General features: G+C 62.4%; 20 protein-coding genes and 1 tRNA gene. 11 read left to right on the top strand and 10 right to left on the bottom strand.

Translation table 11 applies throughout. The annotated features are described in order from the left end of the window. The first annotated feature begins 171 nt into the window (after window positions 1-171). The 4 genes from F2P47_RS00630 (at window position 172) to F2P47_RS00615 (ending at window position 5056) form a co-directional block, all read left to right on the top strand. A tRNA-Arg gene (locus tag F2P47_RS00630) sits at window positions 172-248 on the top strand. Between the two features lie 321 nt (window positions 249-569). Then, window positions 570-1778, top strand: coding sequence for a hypothetical protein (locus F2P47_RS00625; RefSeq protein ID WP_152214227.1), 1209 nt, complete (start codon window positions 570-572; stop codon window positions 1776-1778). 265 nt (window positions 1779-2043) lie between these two features. Then, window positions 2044-3393: an undecaprenyl-phosphate glucose phosphotransferase gene (locus F2P47_RS00620; protein WP_185680876.1), complete on the top strand. Its 1350-nt coding sequence runs from the start codon at window positions 2044-2046 to the stop codon at window positions 3391-3393. A 289-nt stretch (window positions 3394-3682) separates the two neighbouring features. Further along, window positions 3683-5056 carry an OprO/OprP family phosphate-selective porin gene (locus F2P47_RS00615; protein WP_152214225.1) on the top strand — a complete coding sequence of 458 codons (1374 nt, stop codon included), beginning with the start codon at window positions 3683-3685 and terminating at the stop codon, window positions 5054-5056. Window positions 5057-5154: 98 nt separating this feature from the next. Here the strand turns inward: F2P47_RS00615 and F2P47_RS00610 are convergent, their stop codons facing one another. Both F2P47_RS00610 and F2P47_RS00605 read right to left on the bottom strand, forming a co-directional pair. Beyond that, a complete protein-coding gene (locus F2P47_RS00610) occupies window positions 5155-5589 on the bottom strand; it encodes a group III truncated hemoglobin (protein ID WP_185680875.1) in 435 nt (144 codons plus the stop codon). Between the two features lie 93 nt (window positions 5590-5682). After that, window positions 5683-7035 (bottom strand): spinster family MFS transporter, encoded by a 1353-nt coding sequence (locus F2P47_RS00605; protein WP_152214223.1) that lies wholly within the window; start codon window positions 7033-7035, stop codon window positions 5683-5685. 196 nt (window positions 7036-7231) lie between these two features. On the opposite strand from F2P47_RS00605, the gene F2P47_RS00600 reads away from it, so the two are divergent. The 3 genes from F2P47_RS00600 (at window position 7232) to F2P47_RS00590 (ending at window position 9484) form a co-directional block, all read left to right on the top strand. Further along, on the top strand, window positions 7232-8707 hold the full coding sequence (locus F2P47_RS00600; RefSeq protein ID WP_152214222.1) for a DNA-3-methyladenine glycosylase 2: 1476 nt from the start codon (window positions 7232-7234) through the stop codon (window positions 8705-8707). A 10-nt stretch (window positions 8708-8717) separates the two neighbouring features. Beyond that, window positions 8718-9236: a methylated-DNA--[protein]-cysteine S-methyltransferase gene (locus F2P47_RS00595; RefSeq protein WP_152214221.1), complete on the top strand. Its 519-nt coding sequence runs from the start codon at window positions 8718-8720 to the stop codon at window positions 9234-9236. Window positions 9237-9301: 65 nt separating this feature from the next. Beyond that, window positions 9302-9484, top strand: a complete 183-nt coding sequence (locus F2P47_RS00590; RefSeq protein ID WP_152214220.1) for a PLD nuclease N-terminal domain-containing protein — start codon at window positions 9302-9304, stop codon at window positions 9482-9484. A 7-nt stretch (window positions 9485-9491) separates the two neighbouring features. On the opposite strand, the gene bioD is transcribed toward F2P47_RS00590, so the two are convergent. From bioD to F2P47_RS00575, 3 genes are read right to left on the bottom strand one after another with little or no spacing between them, the layout of a single operon-like run. After that, window positions 9492-10151, bottom strand: a complete 660-nt coding sequence (gene bioD / locus F2P47_RS00585) for a dethiobiotin synthase (protein WP_152214219.1) — start codon at window positions 10149-10151, stop codon at window positions 9492-9494. A gap of 1 nt (window position 10152) precedes the next feature. Then, window positions 10153-11319 (bottom strand): 8-amino-7-oxononanoate synthase, encoded by a 1167-nt coding sequence (gene bioF / locus F2P47_RS00580; protein WP_152214218.1) that lies wholly within the window; start codon window positions 11317-11319, stop codon window positions 10153-10155. After that, on the bottom strand, window positions 11319-12299 hold the full coding sequence (locus F2P47_RS00575; protein WP_152214217.1) for an NADPH:quinone oxidoreductase family protein: 981 nt from the start codon (window positions 12297-12299) through the stop codon (window positions 11319-11321). Before F2P47_RS00575 ends, bioF begins: the two co-directional genes overlap by 1 nt. 185 nt (window positions 12300-12484) lie before the next feature. On the opposite strand from F2P47_RS00575, the gene bioB reads away from it, so the two are divergent. Continuing rightward, window positions 12485-13513: a biotin synthase BioB gene (bioB, locus tag F2P47_RS00570; RefSeq protein WP_152214216.1), complete on the top strand. Its 1029-nt coding sequence runs from the start codon at window positions 12485-12487 to the stop codon at window positions 13511-13513. 57 nt (window positions 13514-13570) lie between these two features. Here bioB and F2P47_RS00565 read toward each other — a convergent pair whose 3' ends face one another. Continuing rightward, a complete protein-coding gene (locus tag F2P47_RS00565) occupies window positions 13571-13915 on the bottom strand; it encodes a GIY-YIG nuclease family protein (RefSeq protein WP_152214215.1) in 345 nt (114 codons plus the stop codon). Next, window positions 13912-14487: a hypothetical protein gene (locus F2P47_RS00560; protein ID WP_152214214.1), complete on the bottom strand. Its 576-nt coding sequence runs from the start codon at window positions 14485-14487 to the stop codon at window positions 13912-13914. Before F2P47_RS00560 ends, F2P47_RS00565 begins: the two co-directional genes overlap by 4 nt. 291 nt (window positions 14488-14778) lie before the next feature. Here F2P47_RS00560 and F2P47_RS00555 point away from each other — a divergent pair, with 291 nt between their 5' ends. The 3 genes from F2P47_RS00555 to F2P47_RS00545 all read left to right on the top strand — a co-directional run bounded on the left by F2P47_RS00555 (window position 14779) and on the right by F2P47_RS00545 (window position 17935). Further along, window positions 14779-16080 carry an adenosylmethionine--8-amino-7-oxononanoate transaminase gene (locus tag F2P47_RS00555; RefSeq protein ID WP_152214213.1) on the top strand — a complete coding sequence of 434 codons (1302 nt, stop codon included), beginning with the start codon at window positions 14779-14781 and terminating at the stop codon, window positions 16078-16080. A 237-nt stretch (window positions 16081-16317) separates the two neighbouring features. Beyond that, window positions 16318-16998 carry a ParA family protein gene (locus F2P47_RS00550; RefSeq protein ID WP_152214212.1) on the top strand — a complete coding sequence of 227 codons (681 nt, stop codon included), beginning with the start codon at window positions 16318-16320 and terminating at the stop codon, window positions 16996-16998. 1 nt (window position 16999) lies between these two features. Continuing rightward, a complete protein-coding gene (locus tag F2P47_RS00545; protein WP_152214211.1) occupies window positions 17000-17935 on the top strand; it encodes an SPOR domain-containing protein in 936 nt (311 codons plus the stop codon). Window positions 17936-17967: 32 nt separating this feature from the next. On the opposite strand, the gene F2P47_RS00540 is transcribed toward F2P47_RS00545, so the two are convergent. The 3 genes from F2P47_RS00540 to leuA form a co-directional block, all read right to left on the bottom strand. Then, the gene (locus F2P47_RS00540) at window positions 17968-18774 is read right to left on the bottom strand and encodes a M48 family metallopeptidase (RefSeq protein WP_152214210.1); all 807 of its coding nucleotides are present in this window, start codon (window positions 18772-18774) and stop codon (window positions 17968-17970) included. Between the two features lie 203 nt (window positions 18775-18977). Further along, window positions 18978-20222: a polyhydroxyalkanoate depolymerase gene (locus F2P47_RS00535; protein ID WP_152214209.1), complete on the bottom strand. Its 1245-nt coding sequence runs from the start codon at window positions 20220-20222 to the stop codon at window positions 18978-18980. A 161-nt stretch (window positions 20223-20383) separates the two neighbouring features. Beyond that, window positions 20384-22087, bottom strand: coding sequence for a 2-isopropylmalate synthase (leuA, locus tag F2P47_RS00530; protein ID WP_152214208.1), 1704 nt, complete (start codon window positions 22085-22087; stop codon window positions 20384-20386). Between the last annotated feature and the right edge of the window lie 39 nt (window positions 22088-22126).

Below are 22126 nucleotides of genomic sequence, written 5' to 3'. Positions count from 1 at the left end.
ACCCGCTCCGGCAGCCCCCCGGCGGCCGTTCACACGCAGCGTCGGGTATAGATCAATTCGCCGGACGGTCCAAGCGGGCCCATGAGGCCGGCTTCGTCCGGATTGGCTGATTGTCATGCCCGCCGCTTTCCTTTAGTTTGCGCCCAATCGCGCGGGGTCAGCCTCGCCCGGGCACCCGTAGCTCAGCTGGATAGAGCGCTGCCCTCCGAAGGCAGAGGTCACAAGTTCGAATCTTGTCGGGTGCACCAAATCCCTCAAAGCTCCTGTCATCTCGCCGGATCGGTGACCCGGTCGGACAGGCTTGTCCTGTGATGATGCGTCAGCGCCCCCGACAGCGCGGAGATGGAGGCCGCGGGAAGCGGATCGACTCCCGGCTCTATCCCGCCCTTCGCCGGCTCCGGTCCTTCCAAAAATAGACCCAAAAACAGTGTCCAGCTCCCGGCGGCGGCTTAAGGTTAGCGGGCAGATCCAACGGTCGAAGGCCCCCGGCCGCGCCATATCTGCGAAGAGCTGCGTCGGATGCACCCTTTCGACGTAGCGCCCGACAACAAGAGGGAGCGCTGCCCGTAATGAAACTTCTTCTGCATATCGGAACCGCAAAGACCGGAACAACGACCGCGCAGCAATGGCTCTCGAAAAACAGACCGACGCTGAATAACACCGGCCTCTGGTACCCCGAGGTCGGCGGCGTCAACCATCAATGGCTCGCGATATTGGCGATGGACCCGGACAAACCCGATGACGGCTTTTATCGGCTCGGACTCACCGATCCCGAAAAGCACGAAGCCTTCGTCAGCAAAGTATCAGAGGCCTTTGCGCGCGAATACGCCTCGGCCTCCAGCGCCAGGCTGAGGACGGCCGTGATCTCCAGCGAGCATCTCCAACTGCGTCTTCCAAACGACGAAATGGTCGCACGGGTTGCACGGTTTCTCGCGGATTATTTCACATCCGTTGAGGTCATCATTTATCTGCGTCCGCAGGTCGATTACGCCGTTTCCAGTGCATCGACGGCATCGTTGCTGGGATCGAAAGTCGACGTCGACTGGTTCAACAACGAATCGAGTCTGGAGGCGCATCTCGATTACAATCAGCTCGTGGATCGGTGGGAGGAGGCATTCGGAAGATCAAACGTGAGGCTCTTTTCCTACAGGCACGCACCATCCCTCGTGGAGATGTTGATCGAGCGATTTGGCATCGACCGGACAAATACGGTGGGTGTTCCAAATCTCAACACGGCGCTGAGCGTGGAAAAGATCGCCCTCAACAACGCCCTGCAAATTCCGCAATTCAACGAGGACAACGTCGTCAACCAGAACAGGGACATTCCTTTTTCCGCTCTGCCCAAAGGAAACAAGCTATCCATCGGCCTGCCTCTGGCGCGAAAGATCCAGGATCGCTTCAACAAGTCGAACCGCCTGCTCGCAGAGCGGCGCGACGATGTTCGATGGGAAGACCTGAATCCGGATTGGTCCGCATACGACCGGCCAAGCAATCTTCATCTTCTCGATCAAGAGTGCCTGTTCGGCCGGGAACTCGCGAGCCTGGTTCAGGCCTTTAACGGACAACTGCATCTCGAACGCGCCGCGCATGCGATCAGCGGAATTCAGTTCGCAGTGGCGCAAGGAAAGGTTGAACAGGCCCGCGGGCATCTCAGGGCGGCGCTGCAGGAAATCGACGCCGCCGCTCAGATCAAGAACCTGAAATCGAACGCCGACCGAATGAGATCGATCGCCGTACAAGCCGCACAGGCCCTCAGGCAACCGTCCCCCCAAAGCTGATGCCTTCGCCTCGCAACAAAGGTTGGAGGCCTGGCAACACCGCAATCATTCCAAAACCGAAGGGTCTTGCGTTGCCATTGGCGACGAAGGGGTGGAGCGTAACTGAAAGGCAGGTTCGACCTGTTCCAGAATGATACGTTCGCAGTGTTGGTTGTCGTGGCGTACGGGGAGCGTACTCATGTTGAACAGCGATGGGCGTCTGTTGCGTGGTCGGCGTGTCCGAAAAGGGAGAGTCGCGAGCCCGACTTTGCTCTCCGATGGCCTGATGCTCCTCGACGGATTCTGGATCATCTTCTCGGCTCTCGCGACCAAGATTGTTCTCAGTCTTTACCTCGCCAGGAGTGCGCCGCTCGACACCCGCCACCTCGCTGTGGCGCTGGTTATGGCATTTATGACCATTATTATCTTTCGGGCGCGGCGCCTTTACGAACTCGACGAGATCATGGAGCCGACGGGCCGCATTCGGCAGGTGCTTCAGGGCTTCATCACGGCCGTCACCCTGACGCTCGCCCTGGGCTTTCTCCTCAAGGTGTCCGACAACTTCTCGCGCATCTGGTTCATCACCTGGACAGCAAGTTGCGGCCTGGGCCTGCTCTTTCTTCATTCTCTCGCCGCCGGGGCGCTCAACCGGATAGATTCGAGTGGAATGCTGTCCCGGCAGATCGTCATTTATGGCGGCGGCACAAGAACAGGGGAACTGCTGAAGCGCCTTTCCCTTGCGCCCAGTAAATATACTGTCCTTGGCGTCTTCGATGACCTCCCTCCCGAGGACATCCCATGCGCGCTTGCGGGGGGTGCGGAGGACCTCATTGACCTCTGCCAATCACAGCCGGTCGACGAAATCATATTGTCGCTATCGAACGTCGAGGAGGAGAGGGTCAGCGGATTGCTGGAAAGATTCGGCGCCCTGCCGGTTGCCGTCCGCTTTTGCCCCCCATTTTCCTATCTCGCCCAACATGCCAAGGGCTTCGTCAAGCATCAGGGCATTACGCTGATCGAAGTCTTCGACCCGCCGCTCCGCGCCTGGGACCTGATCATCAAACGCACAGAGGACGTCATTGTCGGCTCGCTGGCGCTCATCCTTTTCTCAGTTCCCATGGCGATTGCCGCCATCGCCATCAAGCTCGACAGCAAGGGCCCGGTCTTCTTCCGGCAGGAGCGCTTTGGCTATAACGGTCAGAGGATCCATATCTGGAAACTTCGCACGATGAATGTCGTGGAGACCGGAGAGTCCATCGTCCCGGCACGCAGGCGCGACCCGCGCGTGACCCGTGTAGGCAAATTCCTGCGCATGACCAGCCTCGACGAAGTACCTCAACTGTTGAATGTCCTTCGCGGAGAGATGTCGCTCGTCGGCCCGAGGCCACATGCAATCGCCCATGACGAGGACTACAAGACCCGCCTCCCCGCCTTCGTCGGCCGCTACAAGGTCAAGCCCGGGATGACGGGCTGGGCGCAGATCAACGGCTCGCGGGGCGAGATCTCGTCCGAGCAGGATTTGCGGATGCGACTCGAATACGATCTTTTCTACCTCGAACACTGGTCAATCTGGTTCGACGTAAAAATTCTGAGTCTCACTCCACTTTATGGCCTCGTCGGCCGTAACGCCTATTGAAAGACTGCCCGGATCGCCTGCGCGCTCCAGCGCCGACCTGGCCGTCACCCCACCCCATCCGGACATCTTCATTATAGACAGATGATAGCAGGAATACGGCCCGAGCCGGCCCTGACTTGCCCATATCCGATGCAGATGGGCCACAGTCGAGCCACGTCATCACCCTGTCACATAACTTGAACCCAACCGTCACAACCCCCTGCTACTCCCGTCCGCAGGGGGCGTTCGTGGGCACGGCTCGCGGCTCGCAATCCTGCACAGAAGCTCACTCACAACACGGAGACGTCGAATGACGTTGAGAAAAATTCTGCTTGCAGGCACCGCGCTCGGTGCCGCAGCTCTGCTCACCGGTCCGGCTTTCGCTGGCTCGGCGGCGGTGACGCAAAACGAGATCAACACGCTGAAGCAGCAGATGGAAGATCTGCAGCAGAAGCTCGACGATCTGCAGGTTTCGACCCAGGCGCAGCTCAAGACCGTCAAGACGGCTCCTGCCAGCGATGCTTTCGTGACCATGAAGGGCGGCCATCCCACGATCGCCTCGAACGACGGCAACTTCACGCTGTCCTTCAACGGTCGTGCGCATTTCGACGTCGCGACGGCGAGCACCGACGACGGCCTGAAGAAGTACAATGACGGCGCCAACTTCCGCCGCGCCGAAATCGGCGTGTCGGGCACGGCCTACAAGGACTGGGGCTACGCTTTCGCCGTTCAGTTCGGCGGCAGCGGCAAGGACGGCAAGAACGCGCCGGCCGACATCAAAGAAGGCTACATCTCCTACAATGGTATCAAGGATGTGAGCATCCAGGCCGGCGCGATCTGCTTGCCCTTCACGCTCGACTATGCGACCAGCTCGAACGACATCACGCTCATCGAGCGCGCGGCCGCCGTGAGCATGATGGTTGGCCAGGCTTCGGATGACGGCCGCACCGCTTTCGGTGTCAAGGGTCATACGGACAACATCTTTGCGATGGCCTATTACACGAAGGATCGTCCCGGTCAGGACGCGACGACGCATAGCGAAAGCGACAACTGGCTCGGACGCGCTGTGTTCGCCTTCAACCCGGACGCGAATTCGGTCGTTCACATCGGTGGCGACGTCGCCTATTCCAGCCACTTCTCCAGCGACCCGAGCCTCGGCGATCGTCCCGGCATCCGTGTCGACGACATCAAGTACATCAACACGGGCAGCATCGCGAACGTCGACAGCGCAACCTTCTACGGTCCCGAAGCCGCCGTTGCCTACGGTCCGTTCCGCGCCCAGGGCGAGTACTACAAGTATGACTTCTCTCGCAAGAACAGCCTGTCCGACCTGAGCATGGACGCCTGGTATCTGCAGGCTTCGTGGATCATCACGGGCGAAGCCTACAAGTACAAGATCGGCGACGCGGCCTTCGGCGGCGTGAAGCCCTCGCACCCGATCGGTGCCGGCGGCTTCGGCGCGTGGGAAATCGCGGCTCGCTACAGCGACGCCGATCTCAATGATGGCGCCATCTTGGGCGGTCATGAGAAGCTGACGACGGTTGGCCTCAACTGGTACCCGAACAGCACCTTCCGTTTCATGCTGAACTACATGCATGGCGAAGAGACGCCGAACTCCTCGGGCACCGTCTCGAAGGACGGCAACGTCGACATCGTTGCGCTGCGCACGCAGTTCGCTTTCTGATCGATCCTCGCAGATCATCAGCAGCGGGAACCCCGGGGCTTCGGCTCCGGGGTTTTTGTTTTGTGCATCGGCATGTTCGGAGAGGACGCTTCCTTCACCTACGCACGGCGACGACCCGGATCGGCAGCGGCGGGATCGAAGAACATGCCCATGCGCAGGCTGTCGGCAATCCGCATGGCCCGCACCATGAAGGCGTCGGCTGTGGCGCCCGGGCAAATCTCGTCCACGGTCGCGCGGAAGAGGGCAAGCCACTGGTCGAAATGCTCCGGCCGCACCGTCTTCAGGCGCATATGGACCAGCATCGGCTGGCCCTTGTAGCGGCCGGAGGTGAGCATGACCGAGGACCAGAAGTCGAACATCTTATGAAGATGTGGCTCCCAGTCCGCACCGATGGCGCGCTCGAAGATGGGGCCGAGGAGCGCGTCGTCGCGTATCCGTCCATAAAAAGTGCGGACGACGGCTTCTATCTCCCGCTCGTCGGTCAGCACCGGCGGCAGGGCCCGGCGCAGCGCGCGGTCTTCGTGCTCATCCATCCGGCTTCTCCGATCAGGCACATGCAACATGGTCTGACATAGGCACAGGTGCCGCCGGAGGCAATGCCGCGTCCTGCGGCAAAACGACGGTGCCTAGCCCAGCCCGTGAAGCCGCGCGCGCTCTATGTCGTCCTTTAGCGTCCGCGCGGCGAGCAGATAATGCACCGCAGCCCAGACCCAGACGACGGAAATGGTGAGCAGCGCATAGCGCAGCGACTCCTGGCCATAGGTGGGATGGTAGAGGTCGCTCAGAAGCCCGGCGAGCTGCGGCCCGAGCCCCATGCCAATCAGGTTGAGTACAAGAAAAAGGACGGCCGAGGCCGCTGCCCTCATGCGGACGGTGACGAGCGCCTGCGTCATGGCCAGCGACGGCGCGATATAGGCCGCTCCCCCGAAGGCCGGAATGACGAAGATCGTGAGCGCGGCCACCTTGCCCGCAGACAGATAGAGCGCGATGGAGAAGGGAAAGCAAATACCGACGACGATGGCGACGACCCAGACGTTCCAGCGGATGTCGCGCTTGGCCAGCCGGTCTGCAAAATGGCCGGTGAAATATGTGCCCGCGCCGCCAGAGATGCCAATGATGAGGGCGAGCGCCGTGCCGATTTCACCCGGCGTCATAGCGAAGGAGCGCGAAAGAAAAGCAGGTAGCCAGGTTACGCCCGCATAGCCTCCCATGGCCGCGAGCGCGGAGCCAAAGGCGATGTGGCGGAAGGAGCGCTGCGACCAGAGAAGACGGAAGACCTCGGCGATGCGCGGCGCCGCCCCCTCACCTTGCAAAGTCAGGCCGTCGGCATGGCCGCGCACCGGCTCCTTCAGGGTAAAGCGAACGAGAAGCGCAATGATGAGCCCCGGTACGCCGACGACATAAAACGCCGCACGCCAGCCATACCACTGGCTTACCCAGCCGCCGACCAGAAAGCCTATGAGAATGCCGATATTGATGCCGAGCGAGTAGACGCCCATGGCGCTCGCGCGCTTCTCCGGCGGGAACATGTCCGAGATCATCGAATGGGCGGGCGGGCTCGAACCGGCCTCGCCAACGCCAACACCGATGCGGGCCAGCGCGAGCTGCGCGAAGCTCGTGACCGATCCGCAAACCACCGTCATGCCGGAAAAGATCGTCAGCGCCAGCGCGATGATATTGCGCCGATTGCCGCGATCGGCCCAGACGGCGATCGGAATACCGAGCGTCGCATAAAAGAGCGCAAAGGTGATGCCGGAGAGGAAGCCGAGCTGCGTGTCGCTAAGCCCTAACTCCATCTTGATCGGCTGCAGGAGGATCGAAAGGATCTGGCGGTCGACGTAATTCGCGGTGTAGGCCATCATCAAAAGACCCAGCGCGTAATTGCGGTAGGCGGGCGAAAACGCCACGGATGTCAGTGATGCGCTTTTTGAAACGCCTCGCGCGGGCGCAACTATGGCGGCGCTTGCCTCGTCAGTCATGCGGATCCTCCCAGATCGCGGCCTTTTTCGCGGATTGCTCCGTCTCCTCCCGGCCCGGGCCAAGCGTAACAGCGGGGTGCGCTTTGACAACCCGTTGAATAGGCAAACATTTCTGTCAGGAAGGTGCCGTAGGCCCCGCGACGGACATGTCCGTTTTTGGCGAGTGGGGCCGGCGCGGCGGGAGTAGACTTCCACCATGACCATTGAAACCCTCGATCCGGATTTCTACTACCGCGTGATCAGCGCGAAGGACGCCCGCTTCGACGGGCGCTTCTTCACCTGCGTCACCTCGACGGGAATCTATTGCCGTCCGATCTGCCCGGCGCGGACACCGAAGCGGGAGAATTGCCGCTTCGTCGCGAGCGCGGCCGCCGCCGAGGCTTTGGGCTTCCGCTCGTGCTTGCGCTGCCGTCCGGAAACGGCCCCGGGAACACCCGCCTGGGCAGGCACACAAGCCTCCGTTGCCCGCGCACTCAGGCTCATAGAAGATAGCGCACTGGACGAGGATGGCATTGAGGCGCTCGCTGCCCGCGTCGGCCTTGGCGCACGACAGCTTCGGCGTCTCTTCCTCGCTCATGTCGGCGCGACGCCGCAAACCTTCGCAGCAAACCGCCGGCTGCTGACGGCGAAGCAACTCATCACCGAAACGAATATGAGCTTCGCCGACATCGCTTTCGCTGCCGGATATCAGAGCCTTCGCCGCTTCAACGACGCTGTGCGGGCAAGTTATGGAGTCGCGCCGACGGCGCTCCGGCGCGACAAATCCGCGGAGCTCGCGTCCCGGCCGGGAAGCGCGATCACGCTGCGTCTCGGCTATCGCCCGCCTTTCGATTGGGAGCGGCTTCTCTCCTATCTCTCGATCCGCGCCATTCCCGGCATCGAGGAAATCGGCGCGACGGAATATCGCCGCAGCTTTCGTCTCGCCGACGCTTCCGGCGTGGTCACCGCTGTGCCATCGGCAAAGCCCAATGCACTCGACATCCATATCATGGGCGAAGGCCGCCTTCCCGTCCGGCAGATCGCAACGCGCATCAGACGTATCTTCGATCTTGATGCGGATCCGCTGGCGATTGCCGCATGCTTGCGCGATGACGCTTTGCTCGGCCCGCGCCTCGCGCAAGCTGTGGGCATGCGCGTACCGGGCGCTTTCGATGGTTTCGAGCTTGGCGTACGCGCGATACTCGGCCAACAGGTTTCAGTGAAGGGCGCGACGACGCTCACCGGCCGGGTGGTCGCCCGCACCGGCGAGCCGCTCTCGCGCGGAGACGGCAAGCTCACCCATTATTTCCCAACACCGGAAGCGTTGGCCCGCGCCGATCTTTCAGGCCTCGGCCTCACGGGCGGACGCATCGCCACGCTCAAGGCATTTGCAAAGGCCGTTGCGCGGGGCGATGTGAGTTTCGATCCGGCGCAGACGCTCGACGAAAAGATCGCCGAGCTTTGCGCAGTGCCCGGTATCGGCGAATGGACGGCGCACTACATAGCGCTGCGCGCCATCGGTGAGCCGGACGCCTTCCCCGCTTCCGATCTCGGGCTTCGCAAGGCGGCGGGAAATATCTCGACGCGCGCGCTCATGGATATGGCGGAAGGCTGGCGACCATGGCGCGGCTATGCCGCGCTGCTGTTATGGATGGTGCCCGTTATCGAAACGCAGGCATTGGCCGCCGATTGAGGAGGGAAAGATGAAACAAAGGACCGAAAGCGAACTCGCGGTGACGAGCCTCAAGACGCCCATCGGGATTCTCCGGCTGGCAGCCAGTGAAGACGGCCTCGTCGCGGTCGTCTTTCCCGAAGAAAAGAAGAAGCGCGAATTCGCCGATATGCGCGGATGCGACGCGGCGCAGGCGCATCTCGACGCAGCGGTGAAAGCACTCAACGAATATTTTGCGGGGAAACGAAAGGACTTCAGCGACCTGAAGCTCGCGCCGAAGGGCACGGAGTTTCAACTCGGCGTCTGGAAGGCGCTTCGCAAAATTCCCTTCGGGGCGACGAAGAGCTACGCCGACATAGCGCGCATGATCGGCAATCCGAAAGCAATGCGCGCCGTAGGCCTTGCCAATGGCAAGAATCCGATCCCGATCATCGTGCCCTGCCACCGCGTCATTGGCGCGAACGGCACGTTGACCGGCTTTGGCGGCGGCCTACCGACCAAGAAGTGGCTGCTCACGCATGAGGGCGTGACGACACCCGCGCTTCTCTAGGCCTTACCTTCCGCAGCAGGAACCACTAGATTGAAAGCAGATTCACCCTCGGCGGAGAGTTTCAAATGATTGGGCATGGTTATTTCGGGTTTGGCTGGCTTATCGTAGCCGTGCTCGACATTTACGCGATCATCAAGATCGCGCAGAGCAATGCCGAGCCGATCTGGAAGGCGATCTGGATCGTCGTCGTGCTCGCGCTGCCCGTTCTCGGCCTTGTTCTCTGGTTCCTGTTCGGCCCCAAGGGCTGAGACGCCGCTATTCAAACAACGAGGCCAGATCCGGCTCGCCGTTTCGCGGCAGCGCGATGGTTTCGATACCGGCGAAGCGGACGATCGTCTCCACCGTCTCTTCCAGCGGCACGGGCGCGGAAAGCGACTCGCTCACCACGATGGCGCGCGGTTCGAGATCGTTGCGGCGCATCACGTCGAGCGTCGTCAGCGTGTGGCTGATCGAGCCGAGATAGGAACCGACGACGAGGAGCGGCACGATGGAGGCCGGCTTCAGCGCGATCATCCAGTCAAGCACTGTGCGGCTGTCGTCGAGCGGTACCATGAGACCACCCACACCCTCGATAACCAGCGGATCATGGATCGCCGCACGGGCGAGGCAGTGATGCACGAGCTCGCCAAAATCGATCTCCGCGCCTTCGCGCCGCGCCGCCATGTCAGGCGAAAGCGCCGCGCGGAACCTCCAACGCGAAACAATATCTGCATTGTCGAACTCGACGAGTTCACCCAGCGCGGCGAGCAGCGCCGCCGGATCGCTCGCCGCGAAACTCTCTTCGTCGAGACCGCTGACGATCGGCTTCAGCGCCCGCACCGCAAGGCCCTTCGCCAGAAGCTGGCGGACAAGCAGGGCAGAGACATAGGTCTTGCCGATATCGGTACCGGAAGATGTGACGAAGATCGTGCTCATGTTACTCGGCGGCTCGTTTCGGCAGAATGCGATCGCGGACAAGGCCTGCAAGACGCAGGATATCCTCGTCCTTGTGTTCCGCCGTAAAAGTGAAGCGCAGGCGCGCGGTGCCCGCAGGCACCGTTGGCGGACGGATGCCAGTGACGAGATAGCCTTCCGCTTCGAGCAGCGCCGACGCCTTCATCGTCGCCTCGGCTTCGCCGATGACGAGCGGCACGATGGGACTTTCCGGCGCGGGGAGATTGAGCGCTCGTGTAAAGAGCGCGGCTTTCTTCACCGGCAGCGCGGCATAATCCGGGTTCTCCTCGATCACGTCGAGCGCCGCGATGGCGGCGGCGACGGAAGCGGGCGGAAGACCCGTCGAATAGATGAGCGTACGCGCACGCGTGCGGATGAGATCGACGACCGGCTTCGACGCGCAGAGATAGCCGCCATAGGAACCGATGGCCTTGGACAGTGTGCCCATCTGCAAGGGAACATCAGCCTTTACGCCGCCGACAAAACTCGATCCTCGCCCCTCGCCGACAACGCCGATGCCATGCGCGTCATCGGTCATCAGCCAGGCGTCATGCGCCTTTGCAAGCACTGCCATTTCATGCACAGGGGCGAGATCACCATCCATGCTGAAGACGCCGTCGGTCAGGATCAGACAATGACGGGCGTGGCCGCGATGCGCCGCGAGCAGATCCGTCAGATGACCGAGATCGTTATGGCGGAAAATATGCGCCTCTGCCCCCGAGAGCTTCGTGCCCATCAGGAGGCAGGAATGCGACAGCTCGTCGACAAGGATGAGGTCGCCGGGGCCGACCAGCGCCGGCACGATGCCGAGATTGGCAAGATAGCCTGAGCCGAAGATTACGCAGTCCTCTGCCTGCTTCAGCTTCGCGAGCCGCGCTTCGAGAATGCCGAAGAGCGGATGATTGCCGGTGACGAGACGCGAGGCTCCGGAGCCTGTACCATATGTTTCGATCGCATTGATCGCCGCCTTCTTGACGCGCGCATTCTGCGACAGATTGAGATAATCGTTGCAGCAGAACGAGATGAGCTCGCGCCCGTTCCTCGTCGCGCGTACCTCTTCGCGGCGATCCGTCTCGACGAGCCAGCGTCTGAGATTGCGCGCTTCCATCTCGGCGAGCTTGGCGGCTGCGAATGCGTCGAGCGAGGACATCACGCATTCACCCGGATGACGGGCTTGCCGATGCTGCGGCGTTCGAGCAGGCCCTGCAGCACCGTGCCCGCCTCTTCGAGCGGGAATGTCGCGGTGGGTTCGGGATGGATTTTCCTCTCGACCACCCATTCGGTCAGCTTCTTCATCAGCGGAATGTTCGCCTTCGGGTTCGCGCGGATCTCACCGCCCCAATCAACGCCGACGAGAGAGGCGCGCTTCAACAGCGCCAGATTGAGCGGCAGTTTCGGAATCTCGCCATTAGCGAAGCCGACGACGAGATGACGGCCGCCCGGCGCGAGGCAGCGGAAGGCCGTTTCGGAATAGGCGCCACCGACCGGATCGTAGACGACATTGACGCCGCGCTTTTCCGTCAGTGCATCGAGCGCCTTGCGCCATTCGGGATCGGAATAGTCGAGTACTTCATCGGCGCCATGCGCCTTGGCGGCGGCGCGCTTTTCAGGCGACGAGGCCGCCGCAATGACCTTCGCGCCCATGGCCTTGGCGACGTCGATCGCCGCCATGCCAACGCCGCCCGCAGCGCCCAGCACCAGAACCGTCTCGCCCGGTTGCAGCTTGCCACAGGTCTCGAGGCCGTAAAGCGCCGTGCAATAGGAGACAAGGAAACCCGCCGCCGCTTCCGCGCTCATCTCATCAGGGATCGTCGAGCAGAGAAAAGCCGGAAGGGCCAGTTTTTCCGCAAGCGCGCCACGGCTCGACAGCGCCATGACGCGGTTGCCGATGAGTTCGCCCGGAAGCCCCTCGCCCACCGCTTCGATGGTGCCTGCAACCTCGCTGCCCGGCACGAAGGGAAGCGGCAGCTTCACCTGATAGGTGCCGCGCACGAAAAGCGCGTCTACATAACCGAGCCCCGCGGCTTCGACCGCGACCAACACCTCGCCGGGGCCGGGAACCGGCTCAGGCAGGTCCTCGACGGCAAGAGCGCTGGGCTCACCATAGTTGACGCAGCGGATGGCACGCATGGCATTAACTTTCGGATGTCATTGGACTTTCGGACCCGACCCTAGTTCGCGATCCGCAAAAGTGTAAGCGGTTTTTCTATGGGCTCGCCCCCATATCTGGTCCCTTCTCCTGCGTCTTGCAATGCAGGGAAAGCTGCCTATGCTGCGCTCCGACAGTTATGTTTCCACAAGGGAAAGTGCCTCCCATGACCCTCCAGACACGCATCGACGAAGCCCAGCCGGCGGTTGCCGCCCGGACCGATCCGGACAAGCTCCGTCACGACTGGACGCGCGAGGAAGTGCAGGCGCTTTACGACCTTCCCTTCAACGATCTTCTCTTCGAGGCGCAGATCGTCCATCGCCGCTGGTTCAACCCGAACCAGGTACAGAAGTCGACGCTGCTTTCGATCAAGACGGGCGGCTGCCCGGAAGATTGCGGCTATTGCGCCCAAAGCTCGAAGTTCGACACGGGCCTCAAGGCGACGAAGCTGATGGAAGTGCAGCGCGTGCTCAATGAGGCGAAGAAGGCGAAGGACGCCGGCGCCTCGCGCTATTGCATGGGCGCCGCCTGGCGTTCGCCGAAGGACCGCGACATGGATTCCATCGTCGCCATGGTCGAAGGCGTGAAGGCCATGGGCATGGAAACCTGCATGACGCTCGGCATGCTCTCAGTTGAACAGACGATGCGCCTCAAGGATGCCGGCCTCGACTACTACAACCACAATATCGACACCTCGGAAGAATATTACAAAGAGATCGTCACGACACGGACCTTTGCTGATCGCCTCGAAACGCTGGAGCGCGTGCGCGATGCCGGCATCAATGTCTGCTCCGGAGGCATCGTCGGCATGGGCGAAGGCAAGGATGACCGGGTCGGCATGCTGACGGCGCTGGCGAACCTGCCCGAACACCCGCAGAGCGTGCCGATCAATACGCTGATGCAGATCGAAGGCACGATGCTCGGAAAATCCGAAACCATCGACCCGATCGACTTCGTGCGCACCATTGCGGTGGCGCGCATCATCATGCCGAAATCGGTCGTGCGTCTTGCGGCGGGCCGCGAGAACATGACCGAAGAAGCGCAGGCACTTTGCTTCCTCGCCGGCGCCAATTCGATCTTCATCGGCGAGAAGCTGCTCACCACGAAGAACCCGGAAGCGGACAAGGACGAGCGCCTGTTCAGGAAGCTCGGCCTCGAACCGATGCCTGCACATAGCTGCCCGTCGGAGAAATAATTCATCGCCTGCCCGCGTCATGACCGGAAACGCCCGGCCATGACGCCTGTGAAGCAGCTACCCCACCGCCAGACCGGCGCCGAGCGTTGCGCGCCAGTGCCGCAGGCGCTCCTTCAGCGCGGCGTCGAGCAGATACCCCGTCAGATCCTCGTCCTCGATGCGCTCGACGGTCTCATAGGCGAAGGACTGTTCGCCTTCGGCATTCCAGACCGTCTGCAACGCCTTGTTCGGATGCGAGCCGAGGCGCAGCGAGAACCAGATACCGTTCTGTTGCGCGTCGAGATTGCGGCTCGGCGCAACCCATACCTCGCCCGTCGCCACACAGCGCAGCGCATAGATGCCGGGCGAGGACTTTCTTTCCTTATAGGCCTTGATCAGCTCTTTCCTGCGTTCGCCCTTCATGGCTGAACCTCTCTCGCGCACGACAATTGCCGCGCGACGCTTGCCGAAAGACGGGCACGCGCGGCCATGTCGCGCGGGTGCACCCAATCGCGGCCGATCAGCTCCCAGTCGGGATCGGCAGTGTCGATCCCCTGATCGGCCAGAAGCTCCGCACCGCAGATGACGAACTGGCTTCTGAAGGGAAAGAGAAAGCGCCGCGGATGCGCGGCGAGCACGGCCTCGGCTTCCTCATAAGTCGTGAACCAGAGATTGATGAAGAAGGAGGCGCGCAGGCCGAAGAGCTGCTCGGGGTTGAAGGCGGCGCGGAGGCGGGCGTCGGCTTCGGCCTTCATGTGCCGCCAGTCACCGAAGCCAGCCTCGACCGCGATCGCGTCGAGCGCGTGCTTGTGCTGCACACGCTCGCGTTCGGCCAAGATTTCCTCCGGCGATTTCGCAGCCCAGTAGGACGCGCGGCGGATGCGGGCGGCGGCGCGAAGGGCGAGCGTCTCGTCGCCACCGCAAAGCCGCTTGAGAAGCAGGCTCGCCTTGCGTTTCGATATTTCGATGTCGTGGAAGCGTGTGTCACTGCGCACGGATTTCTCCCCTTGTTCAAGATTGCCGTCGGTCCGAAACAACGGCAAACAACTGGAGCGTGGCGTCAGCGTCTGCAAAATCCGGCGGCGGAAAAACCGCTGCCCCTATCGTCAGGTCGAGGGTGAGAGACTCTTTGTCGGACGGCGGCGCCCCTCGTGGCACCGACTGGCAATATAGGCCGGGTGGACACGGCTTGCCAACCGGCGGGGTGTTGTCTTCTTGCCATGCCGGCCCGAAATACGGCTATGTTGCGGCCATAAATTCGTCAGAAAGCGACACCTGCGATGCCCATGCCCTTTCCGCCCCGCAATCCCCTGCTGAACGACGTGCCGCGCTGGCTTGAAGAAGGCGCGCCCCATCTCTGGCTGCCTTATACGCAGATGCAGACGGTCCCCATGCCGTTGCCCGTTGTGAAGACCGATGGCGTGAGACTGACATTGGCGGACGGGCGCGAACTCATCGACGGCACATCCTCCTGGTGGACGGCGGCGCATGGCTACAATCACCCGCATATCCGGCAGGCGGTGACGGCGCAGCTCGAGCGCATGCCGCATGTGATGCTGGGCGGCCTCGCGCATGAACCTGTCATGACGCTCGCGACGCGGCTCGCAAAACTCCTGCCCGGCGACCTCAACCACACATTCTTTTCAGAGTCGGGCTCGGTCTCGGTCGAGATCGCGATGAAGATCGCGGTGCAGTTCTGGATCAACTCCGGCATCAAGGGAAAGAAGCGCTTCGTCTCCTTCCGCGGCGGCTATCACGGCGACACGCTGGCGGCCATGTCGGTCTGCGATCCCGACGAAGGCATGCACACGCTCTTCAAGGGCGCGATCGCCGAACAGCTGATCACCGGGCTGCCGACCACACCCGAAAAGGAAGCAGCCCTCGACGCTTTCCTCGCCACCCATGCGCATGAAGTCGCCGCCGTCATGACGGAGCCCCTGGTCCAGGGAGCGGGCGGCATGATCTTCCATGACATCGAAACGCTCAAGCGTCTCCGCCGCCTTTGCGACAAGCACAATGTCCTGCTCGTCCTCGACGAAATCTTCGTGGGCTTCGGCCGCACCGGTTCGATGTTCGCCTGCGAGGCCGCGGGCATCGTTCCCGACATCGTGACGCTTTCCAAGGCGCTGACCGGCGGCACCATGGCATTGGCCGCCACCGTCGCGCGGACGAAGGTCTTCGAAGCCTTCCTCAGTGACGACCCCTCGAAGGCGCTGATGCACGGGCCGACCTATACCGGCAATCCGCTCGCCTGCGCGGCGGCCAATGCCTCGCTCGACCTCTTCGAGCGCGAACCCCGGCTGCGGCAGGTCGCCGCAATCGAGGCACAGCTTCGGCGCGAGCTCGAACCAGCCCGGTCGATCAAGGGCGTGCGGGACGTGCGCGTCAAAGGCGCCATCGGCGTTATCGAGCTCGAGGCAATGTCCAATCTTGATGGGTTGAAACGCCGCTTCGTCGAGGAGGGCGTCTTCATCCGGCCCTTCGGCAAGATCGTCTACACGACGCCTCCCCTCGTCATCGGGGAGGAGGATCTCGCCCGGCTGACCGCCGCAATGCTCAAGATCACGGCAGAAGCGGCGTTACGCTGAGGCCAACTGTGCCCCATCGGCCACTTTCAATTGTATGACGGACCGGTTGGTTAGCTAAATATTGAGCCAAAATGGGTCAGACTCTAATCTCGGAAGAGGGACTGATTCGGTCCCTTCCGCCGTCCGAGATAATCGGTTGGTCGTGGAAGCGCGGGGGGCGAGCGCTTCCGGGCCTGCGGCGGATTTTGCTTTGTGACCAGCGTCTGCCCGCTATCCGACATGAGGAAGCCTAAGTCCATGCACGTCATAGCGTTTGCGTCTCAGAAGGGCGGCTCCGGCAAGACAACGCTGGCCGGCCATATCGCGGTGGAGGCCGAGCGGCGGAATGAGGGGCCTGTCGCGCTCATCGACACCGACCCGCAGGGCAGCCTTTCGCAATGGTGGAACGCGCGCGACGCGGAGCGGCCCTTCTTCGTGCGTTCCTCGCATGAGGGGCTGGCGAACGATCTGAAACGCCTGAAAGATGGCGGCGTCGGCCTCGTCGTCATCGATACGCCGCCCGCCATCACCGCGACCATCGCCCATGTGATCAGTCTTTCGGACCTCGTGGTCATTCCAACCCGACCGAGCCCGCACGACCTCCGGGCGGCAGGCGCGACGGTTCGCATCTGCGATGAAATCTCGAAGCCGCTGGTCTTCGCCGTCAACGGCGCCGCCCCCCGGGCCCGCATCACCACGGAAGCCGTGATCGCGCTCTCCCATCACGGCCCGGTCGCCCCCTCGGTCATCCATCAGCGAATCGATTTCGCCTCGAGCATGATCGACGGACGGACCGTCATGGAGATCGCCTCCCAGACCAAATCAGCCGAGGAAATCGGCGACTTGTGGTCGTTTTTGAGCGATCGCCTGCATGGACGCGAGACATCTCCGTTCGCCTCGGGTAGTTTCGCAGGCGATACGCTCAGAGGTGCCGCTTAAAATGTCCAAGAAGCCTGCTTCGCTCACCAGCGACCTGCTCGCGCGCAAGGGAGAGGCCGAACCCCTCTCGATAGATCCAAGTGCGCGCATGTCGCTGTTCGCGGAGCCGGACTATCCGACGGGTGGCGGAACGGACCGGCGGGACGAGGGCGAACGCCCCCAGCCGCCTGAGCCTGAAATCATCTATACGGCCGAGGAGACCTCGTCGGGCTTCGGCAGCTCGCGCCTCGTCATTGGCGCGGTGCTGGGCGCCATCGTCATCGGCGGCGTCCTGCTCGTCATGTCGAACAAGTCCGATCGCGGCGTCGCGCCGGTCGCCCCCGATATGACGGCACAGACCACGACGCCTGAGGCCACGCCCGCAGCGCCAGTCGCGCAGGCGCCTGCGCCGGAAGCGGCAGTTCCCGAAGACGCCGCGCCGGCGGCATCTGCGCCGGCCATGAGCACAGCCGGAACCACCATCGTTCCGACCGTGCCCGCCGAGCAGAGCGCGGCTCCTGCCCCGGCCCAAACACCGTCTCAGGCACCGGCCCAGGCAGCGTCTGTACCCGCACCCGCTGTCCAGGTGTCCGAAGCACCCGTGGCGCAAGCTGCCGCGCCCGCACCGGAAGCTCAGGCCCCGGCGGCACCGGCCGAAGAGGCGGCACCCGCAGCCGCTGCGCCGAAGCCCGCGAAAATTGCCGCGGCCGGCGCCTGGGTGGTGCAGATATCCGCCCTTCGCGACGAGAAGAGCGCCCATGCCGCCTGGTCGAAGCTCACCAAACGCTTCCCCGCCGTGCTTGGTGGCCATGCGCTGAATATCGAAAAGGCCGACCTCGGCGCCAAAGGCACCTATTACCGGGTCCGCGCGGCAGGCTTTGCGAGCAAATCCGCCGCCCAGAGCGCCTGCGGCAAGCTCAAGGCGGGCGGTCAGGACTGCATGGTGAAGAAGCGCTGAGTCGTCTTCCGAAAAGCTAAGGACTTCAGAGCCTAGGCTTCATCCTCATCGTCATCTTCATCGACCCTGCCGAAGGGATCGGCACCATAGCGGTGCAATCCCGGCCCATGCATTTCGAGCCATTTCTTCGCGGCTTCGTAATTGGGCATGGCCTCTTCGACCAGCGCCCAGAAGCGCGGGCCGTGATTCATGTGGCGGAGATGGGCGACCTCATGGGCCGCCACATAGTCGAGAACATGGGACGGCGCCATGATGAGGCGCCATGAGAAGGACAGTGCGCGCGAAGGCGAGCAGGAGCCCCAGCGGCTCGTCTGGTCCCGCAGCGTGATACGCGACGGGCGGACATCGAAATCGGCCGCGAAGGCCAGCGCCTTCTCGTTGAGTTCGGTGCGCGCCTGAAGCTTCAGCCAGTCGCTGACCCGGCGCTGCACGAAGGAGGCGTGGCCTTTCACGCAGATTTCCGGCAAGCCGCCCGTATCGACCGACCGCACCCGCCAGACCGGGCCGAGGCCCGCGGCCTCCCGGCGACGCGGAACCACATGACGGATCAGATGCTCGCGTCCCCGGAACGGGATGATCTCGCCATCCTTGAAAGGCACCGGCGGCGGCACGCGCTCCAGCCGTTCGGCGATCCATTCGCGCTGCTCGCGCGCGAATTGCAGCGCATTGAGCATGCCCCGCCGGGAGGGTGAGGTGACCTGTACGGAGCCCGCGGCGAGATCGACGCGGACGATGATCCGCCGCGCACGGGGATTATGTGTCGCTGTGACGGGAACCATGCGTCCGTCGATATCGAGATAGTCGATATGAAGCGGAATTGGTTTGGCGCGTTTCGTCATGATGTGGCGAATTCTTTCACCAGTCGGCAGGGGCGGCGCAGTCGGCGCCGCAAGCGATCGTCTCTCGACGCCTTCACCCCTAGAGACGAACCGGAACAAGCATGACACGAATCGCCATCGGCTTCGCAAGTGCAATCCGTCGCGCCAAAAAAATTCTTTTAAGAAATTAATTCGTGTCCGGTACGTTTTGATACCCGCCGGTCTCAGCCACGAGAGGCGTGTCTCGCCATAAAGTCGCGGACGCGCGGCGCAATCTCGGTCTTCCAGCGCGAACCGTTGAAGACACCGTAATGCCCGACGCCCGGCTGCTCCCAATGATCGCGCATCGAAGCGGGAAGCGCCGAGGCGAGCTTGTGGGCGGCCCTGGTCTGACCGACGCCCGAGATATCGTCCTTCTCGCCCTCGACGGTCATCAGCGCCGTGCGCGTGATCGCTTGCGGACGCACCAGCCGCTCGCGGTGGAAGAGCTCGCCCTTGGGGAGCTGATGCTGGACGAAAACCCGGTCGACGGTTTCAAGGTAGAACTCCGCCGTCATATCCATGACCGAGAGATATTCGTCATAGAACTCACGGTGCTTCTGGGCGCTGTCGCCATCGCCCTCGACCATATGGTCGAAGTAATTCCAGTGCGCATCCATGTGGCGGTCGAGATTCATGGCCATGAAGCCAGAAAGCTGGACAAAGCCCGGATAGACGCGGCGCATGAAGCCGGGATGAGGCATCGGAACCGTGGTGATCACGTTCCGCTCGTACCATTCGGTGCCGCGCTCGGTGGCGAGCCGGTTCACCTCGGTCGGGCTTTCGCGCGTGTCGATCGGCCCACCCATCAGCGTCACGGTGAGGGGCGACAGCGGATCCTCGTCCTCGTTCATGGCCGCGACGGCGGCGAAAACCGGGACGGAGGGCTGGCAGACTGCCAGCACATGCACATCGGGGCCCAGTGCCTGGATCATCTCGATGACATAATCGACATAATCGTCGAGGTGAAAGTTCCCCGCCGAGACTGGCACGGCGCGGGCATCGATCCAGTCGGTGATGTAGACGTCGCAATGGGGCAACATGGCCTCGACCGTGCCCCGGAGCAGCGTCGCGTAATGGCCGGACATGGGCGCGACGATGAGCAGCTTCGGCTGGTCGGCGAGCCCCTTCGCAGCGGAGGCCTCACGTTCAAAACGGATGAGCTTGCAGAAGGGCTTCTCCCAGACGACGCGCTCGACTACTGGCACCGGCTTGCCGGCGATCTCGGTCTCGTCGAGGCCGAATTTCGGCTTGCCGTAGCGCCGCGTCACGCTTTCGAAAAGGTCGAGGGCAGCAGCCATGTTCTTGGCGCCGATCGTGTCACCGAATGGATTGAGCGGATGGCGCAACGCCCAGAGGCTGAATTCAGCAGCAGCGCGGAAGGGTGTGACGGCCGCGTGATTGATCTCGTAGAGCTGATAGAGAACCATCGGCCAACCTCTTCTGACATCTCGATGCTGCGATGCAGCACAATACAGGAAATGGTTGGAGATGTGGCTAAAAAAACGTCATGCGATATTCAATACATTGAAAAACAAAGGTTTTTCTGAAGACGTCGGGGAGGCCGCGACCGGCCTCCCCTGCTCTTGCCTTATTTCGCCGCGGCGAGCTTTCCGCCGAAACGTGCCTTCTGGTCAGCGGCGGAATGACGCTTCGCCACCCGGTTTGCGCCGCCGATCACCGCCTTGAAGGAAGCCGTGATGATATTCGGGTCGATGCCGACGCCGAAAATATCGCCGGGCACACCATCCTCGGCGACCTCGACATAGGCAACCGCCCTGGCATCCGCACCGTGGCCGAGCGAATGCTCATCGTAATTGCGCACCAGCACCGGCACGTTGAGCGCATGCATCAGCGCATCGATCGGCCCATTGCCGAGACCGGTCAGGGTTTCCTCGACGCCGAAGCGGCGAATGCGGAGCTTCACGCCCTGCTTGCCATTTTCGTCGAAGAGCGTGTGGCTCACATATTCGAGCGGCTCGGTCAGCGTCAGATATTCGCGCTCGAAAATGCCGTAAATGTCGGCAGCGCTGACTTCCTTGCCGGTGTCGTCCGTGACCTTCTGAACGGCGGCCGAGAACTCGACCTGCAACCGGCGCGGCAGGGCGAGACCATATTCGGCCTCCAGCAGATAGGAAATGCCGCCCTTGCCGGACTGGCTGTTCACGCGAATGATCGACTCATAGGTACGGCCGACATCCGCCGGATCGATCGGCAGATAGGGCACTTCCCAGATCTCGCCTTCCTTGCGCGCCGCGAGCCCCTTCTTGATTGCGTCCTGATGCGAGCCCGAAAAGGCCGTGAAGACGAGATCGCCCACGTAAGGGTGGCGCGGATGGATGGGGAGCTGCGTGCAATATTCGACGGTGCGCGCGACCTCGTTGATCTGCGAGAAGTCGAGCCCCGGATCGACGCCCTGGCTATAGAGGTTCAAGGCCAGCGTGACGAGATCGACATTGCCCGTGCGCTCGCCATGACCAAAGAGGCAGCCCTCGACACGGTCCGCGCCCGCCATAACGCCGAGCTCGGCAGCGGCCACCGCCGTGCCGCGGTCGTTATGCGGATGGAGCGAAATGATGATGCCGTCGCGGCGCTTCAGGTTCCGGTGCATCCATTCAATCTGGTCGGCATAGACGTTCGGCGTCGCCATTTCGACGGTTGCCGGCAGATTGATGATGACCTTGCGTTCCGGGTTCGCGTCCCAGACTTCCGTCACCGCGTCGACGACTTCCTTGGCGAAATCGAGCTCGGTGCCGGAGAAGACTTCAGGGCTGTACTGGAAGGTCCAGTTCGTTTCCGGCTGCTTTGCGGCCAGTTCCTTGATCTGGCGCGCGCTTTCGGTCGCGATCGCCTTCACGCCCTGCTTGCCCTGATTGAAGACGATCTCGCGGAAGTTCGGTGCGGTGGCATTGTAGAAATGCAGAATGGCGTTCTTCGCGCCCCTCAGCGACTCCATGGTGCGCGTGATGAGTTCGGGCCGCGCCTGGGTCAGCACTTCGATATGGACGTCGTCGCCCGCCTTGTTCTCCTCGATCAACTGGCGGATGAAACCGAAATCGGTCTCGGAGGCTGCAGGAAAGCCCGCTTCGATATGCTTGAAGCCGATGCGGACCAGCATCTCGAAGATGCGCATCTTGCGCTCGGCATTCATGGGCTCAAACAGCGCCTGATTGCCGTCGCGCAGATCGGTGCTCATCCAGATCGGCGGCTTCGAAATGACGTTATTCGGCCAGCGGCGATCCGGCAGGTTGATCGCCGGAAAGGGGCGGTATTTTTCGGCAGGGTTCTTCAACATGATGTCTGTCTCCTGGAATTGACGAAAAGCGTGGCGGAG

The sequence above is a fragment of the Parvibaculum sedimenti genome (assembly GCF_009184905.1).
Lineage (GTDB): Bacteria > Pseudomonadota > Alphaproteobacteria > Parvibaculales > Parvibaculaceae > Parvibaculum > Parvibaculum sedimenti.
Note: the sequence above shows the minus strand (reverse complement) of the source record. Positions and strands in the feature narration are given on the sequence as shown.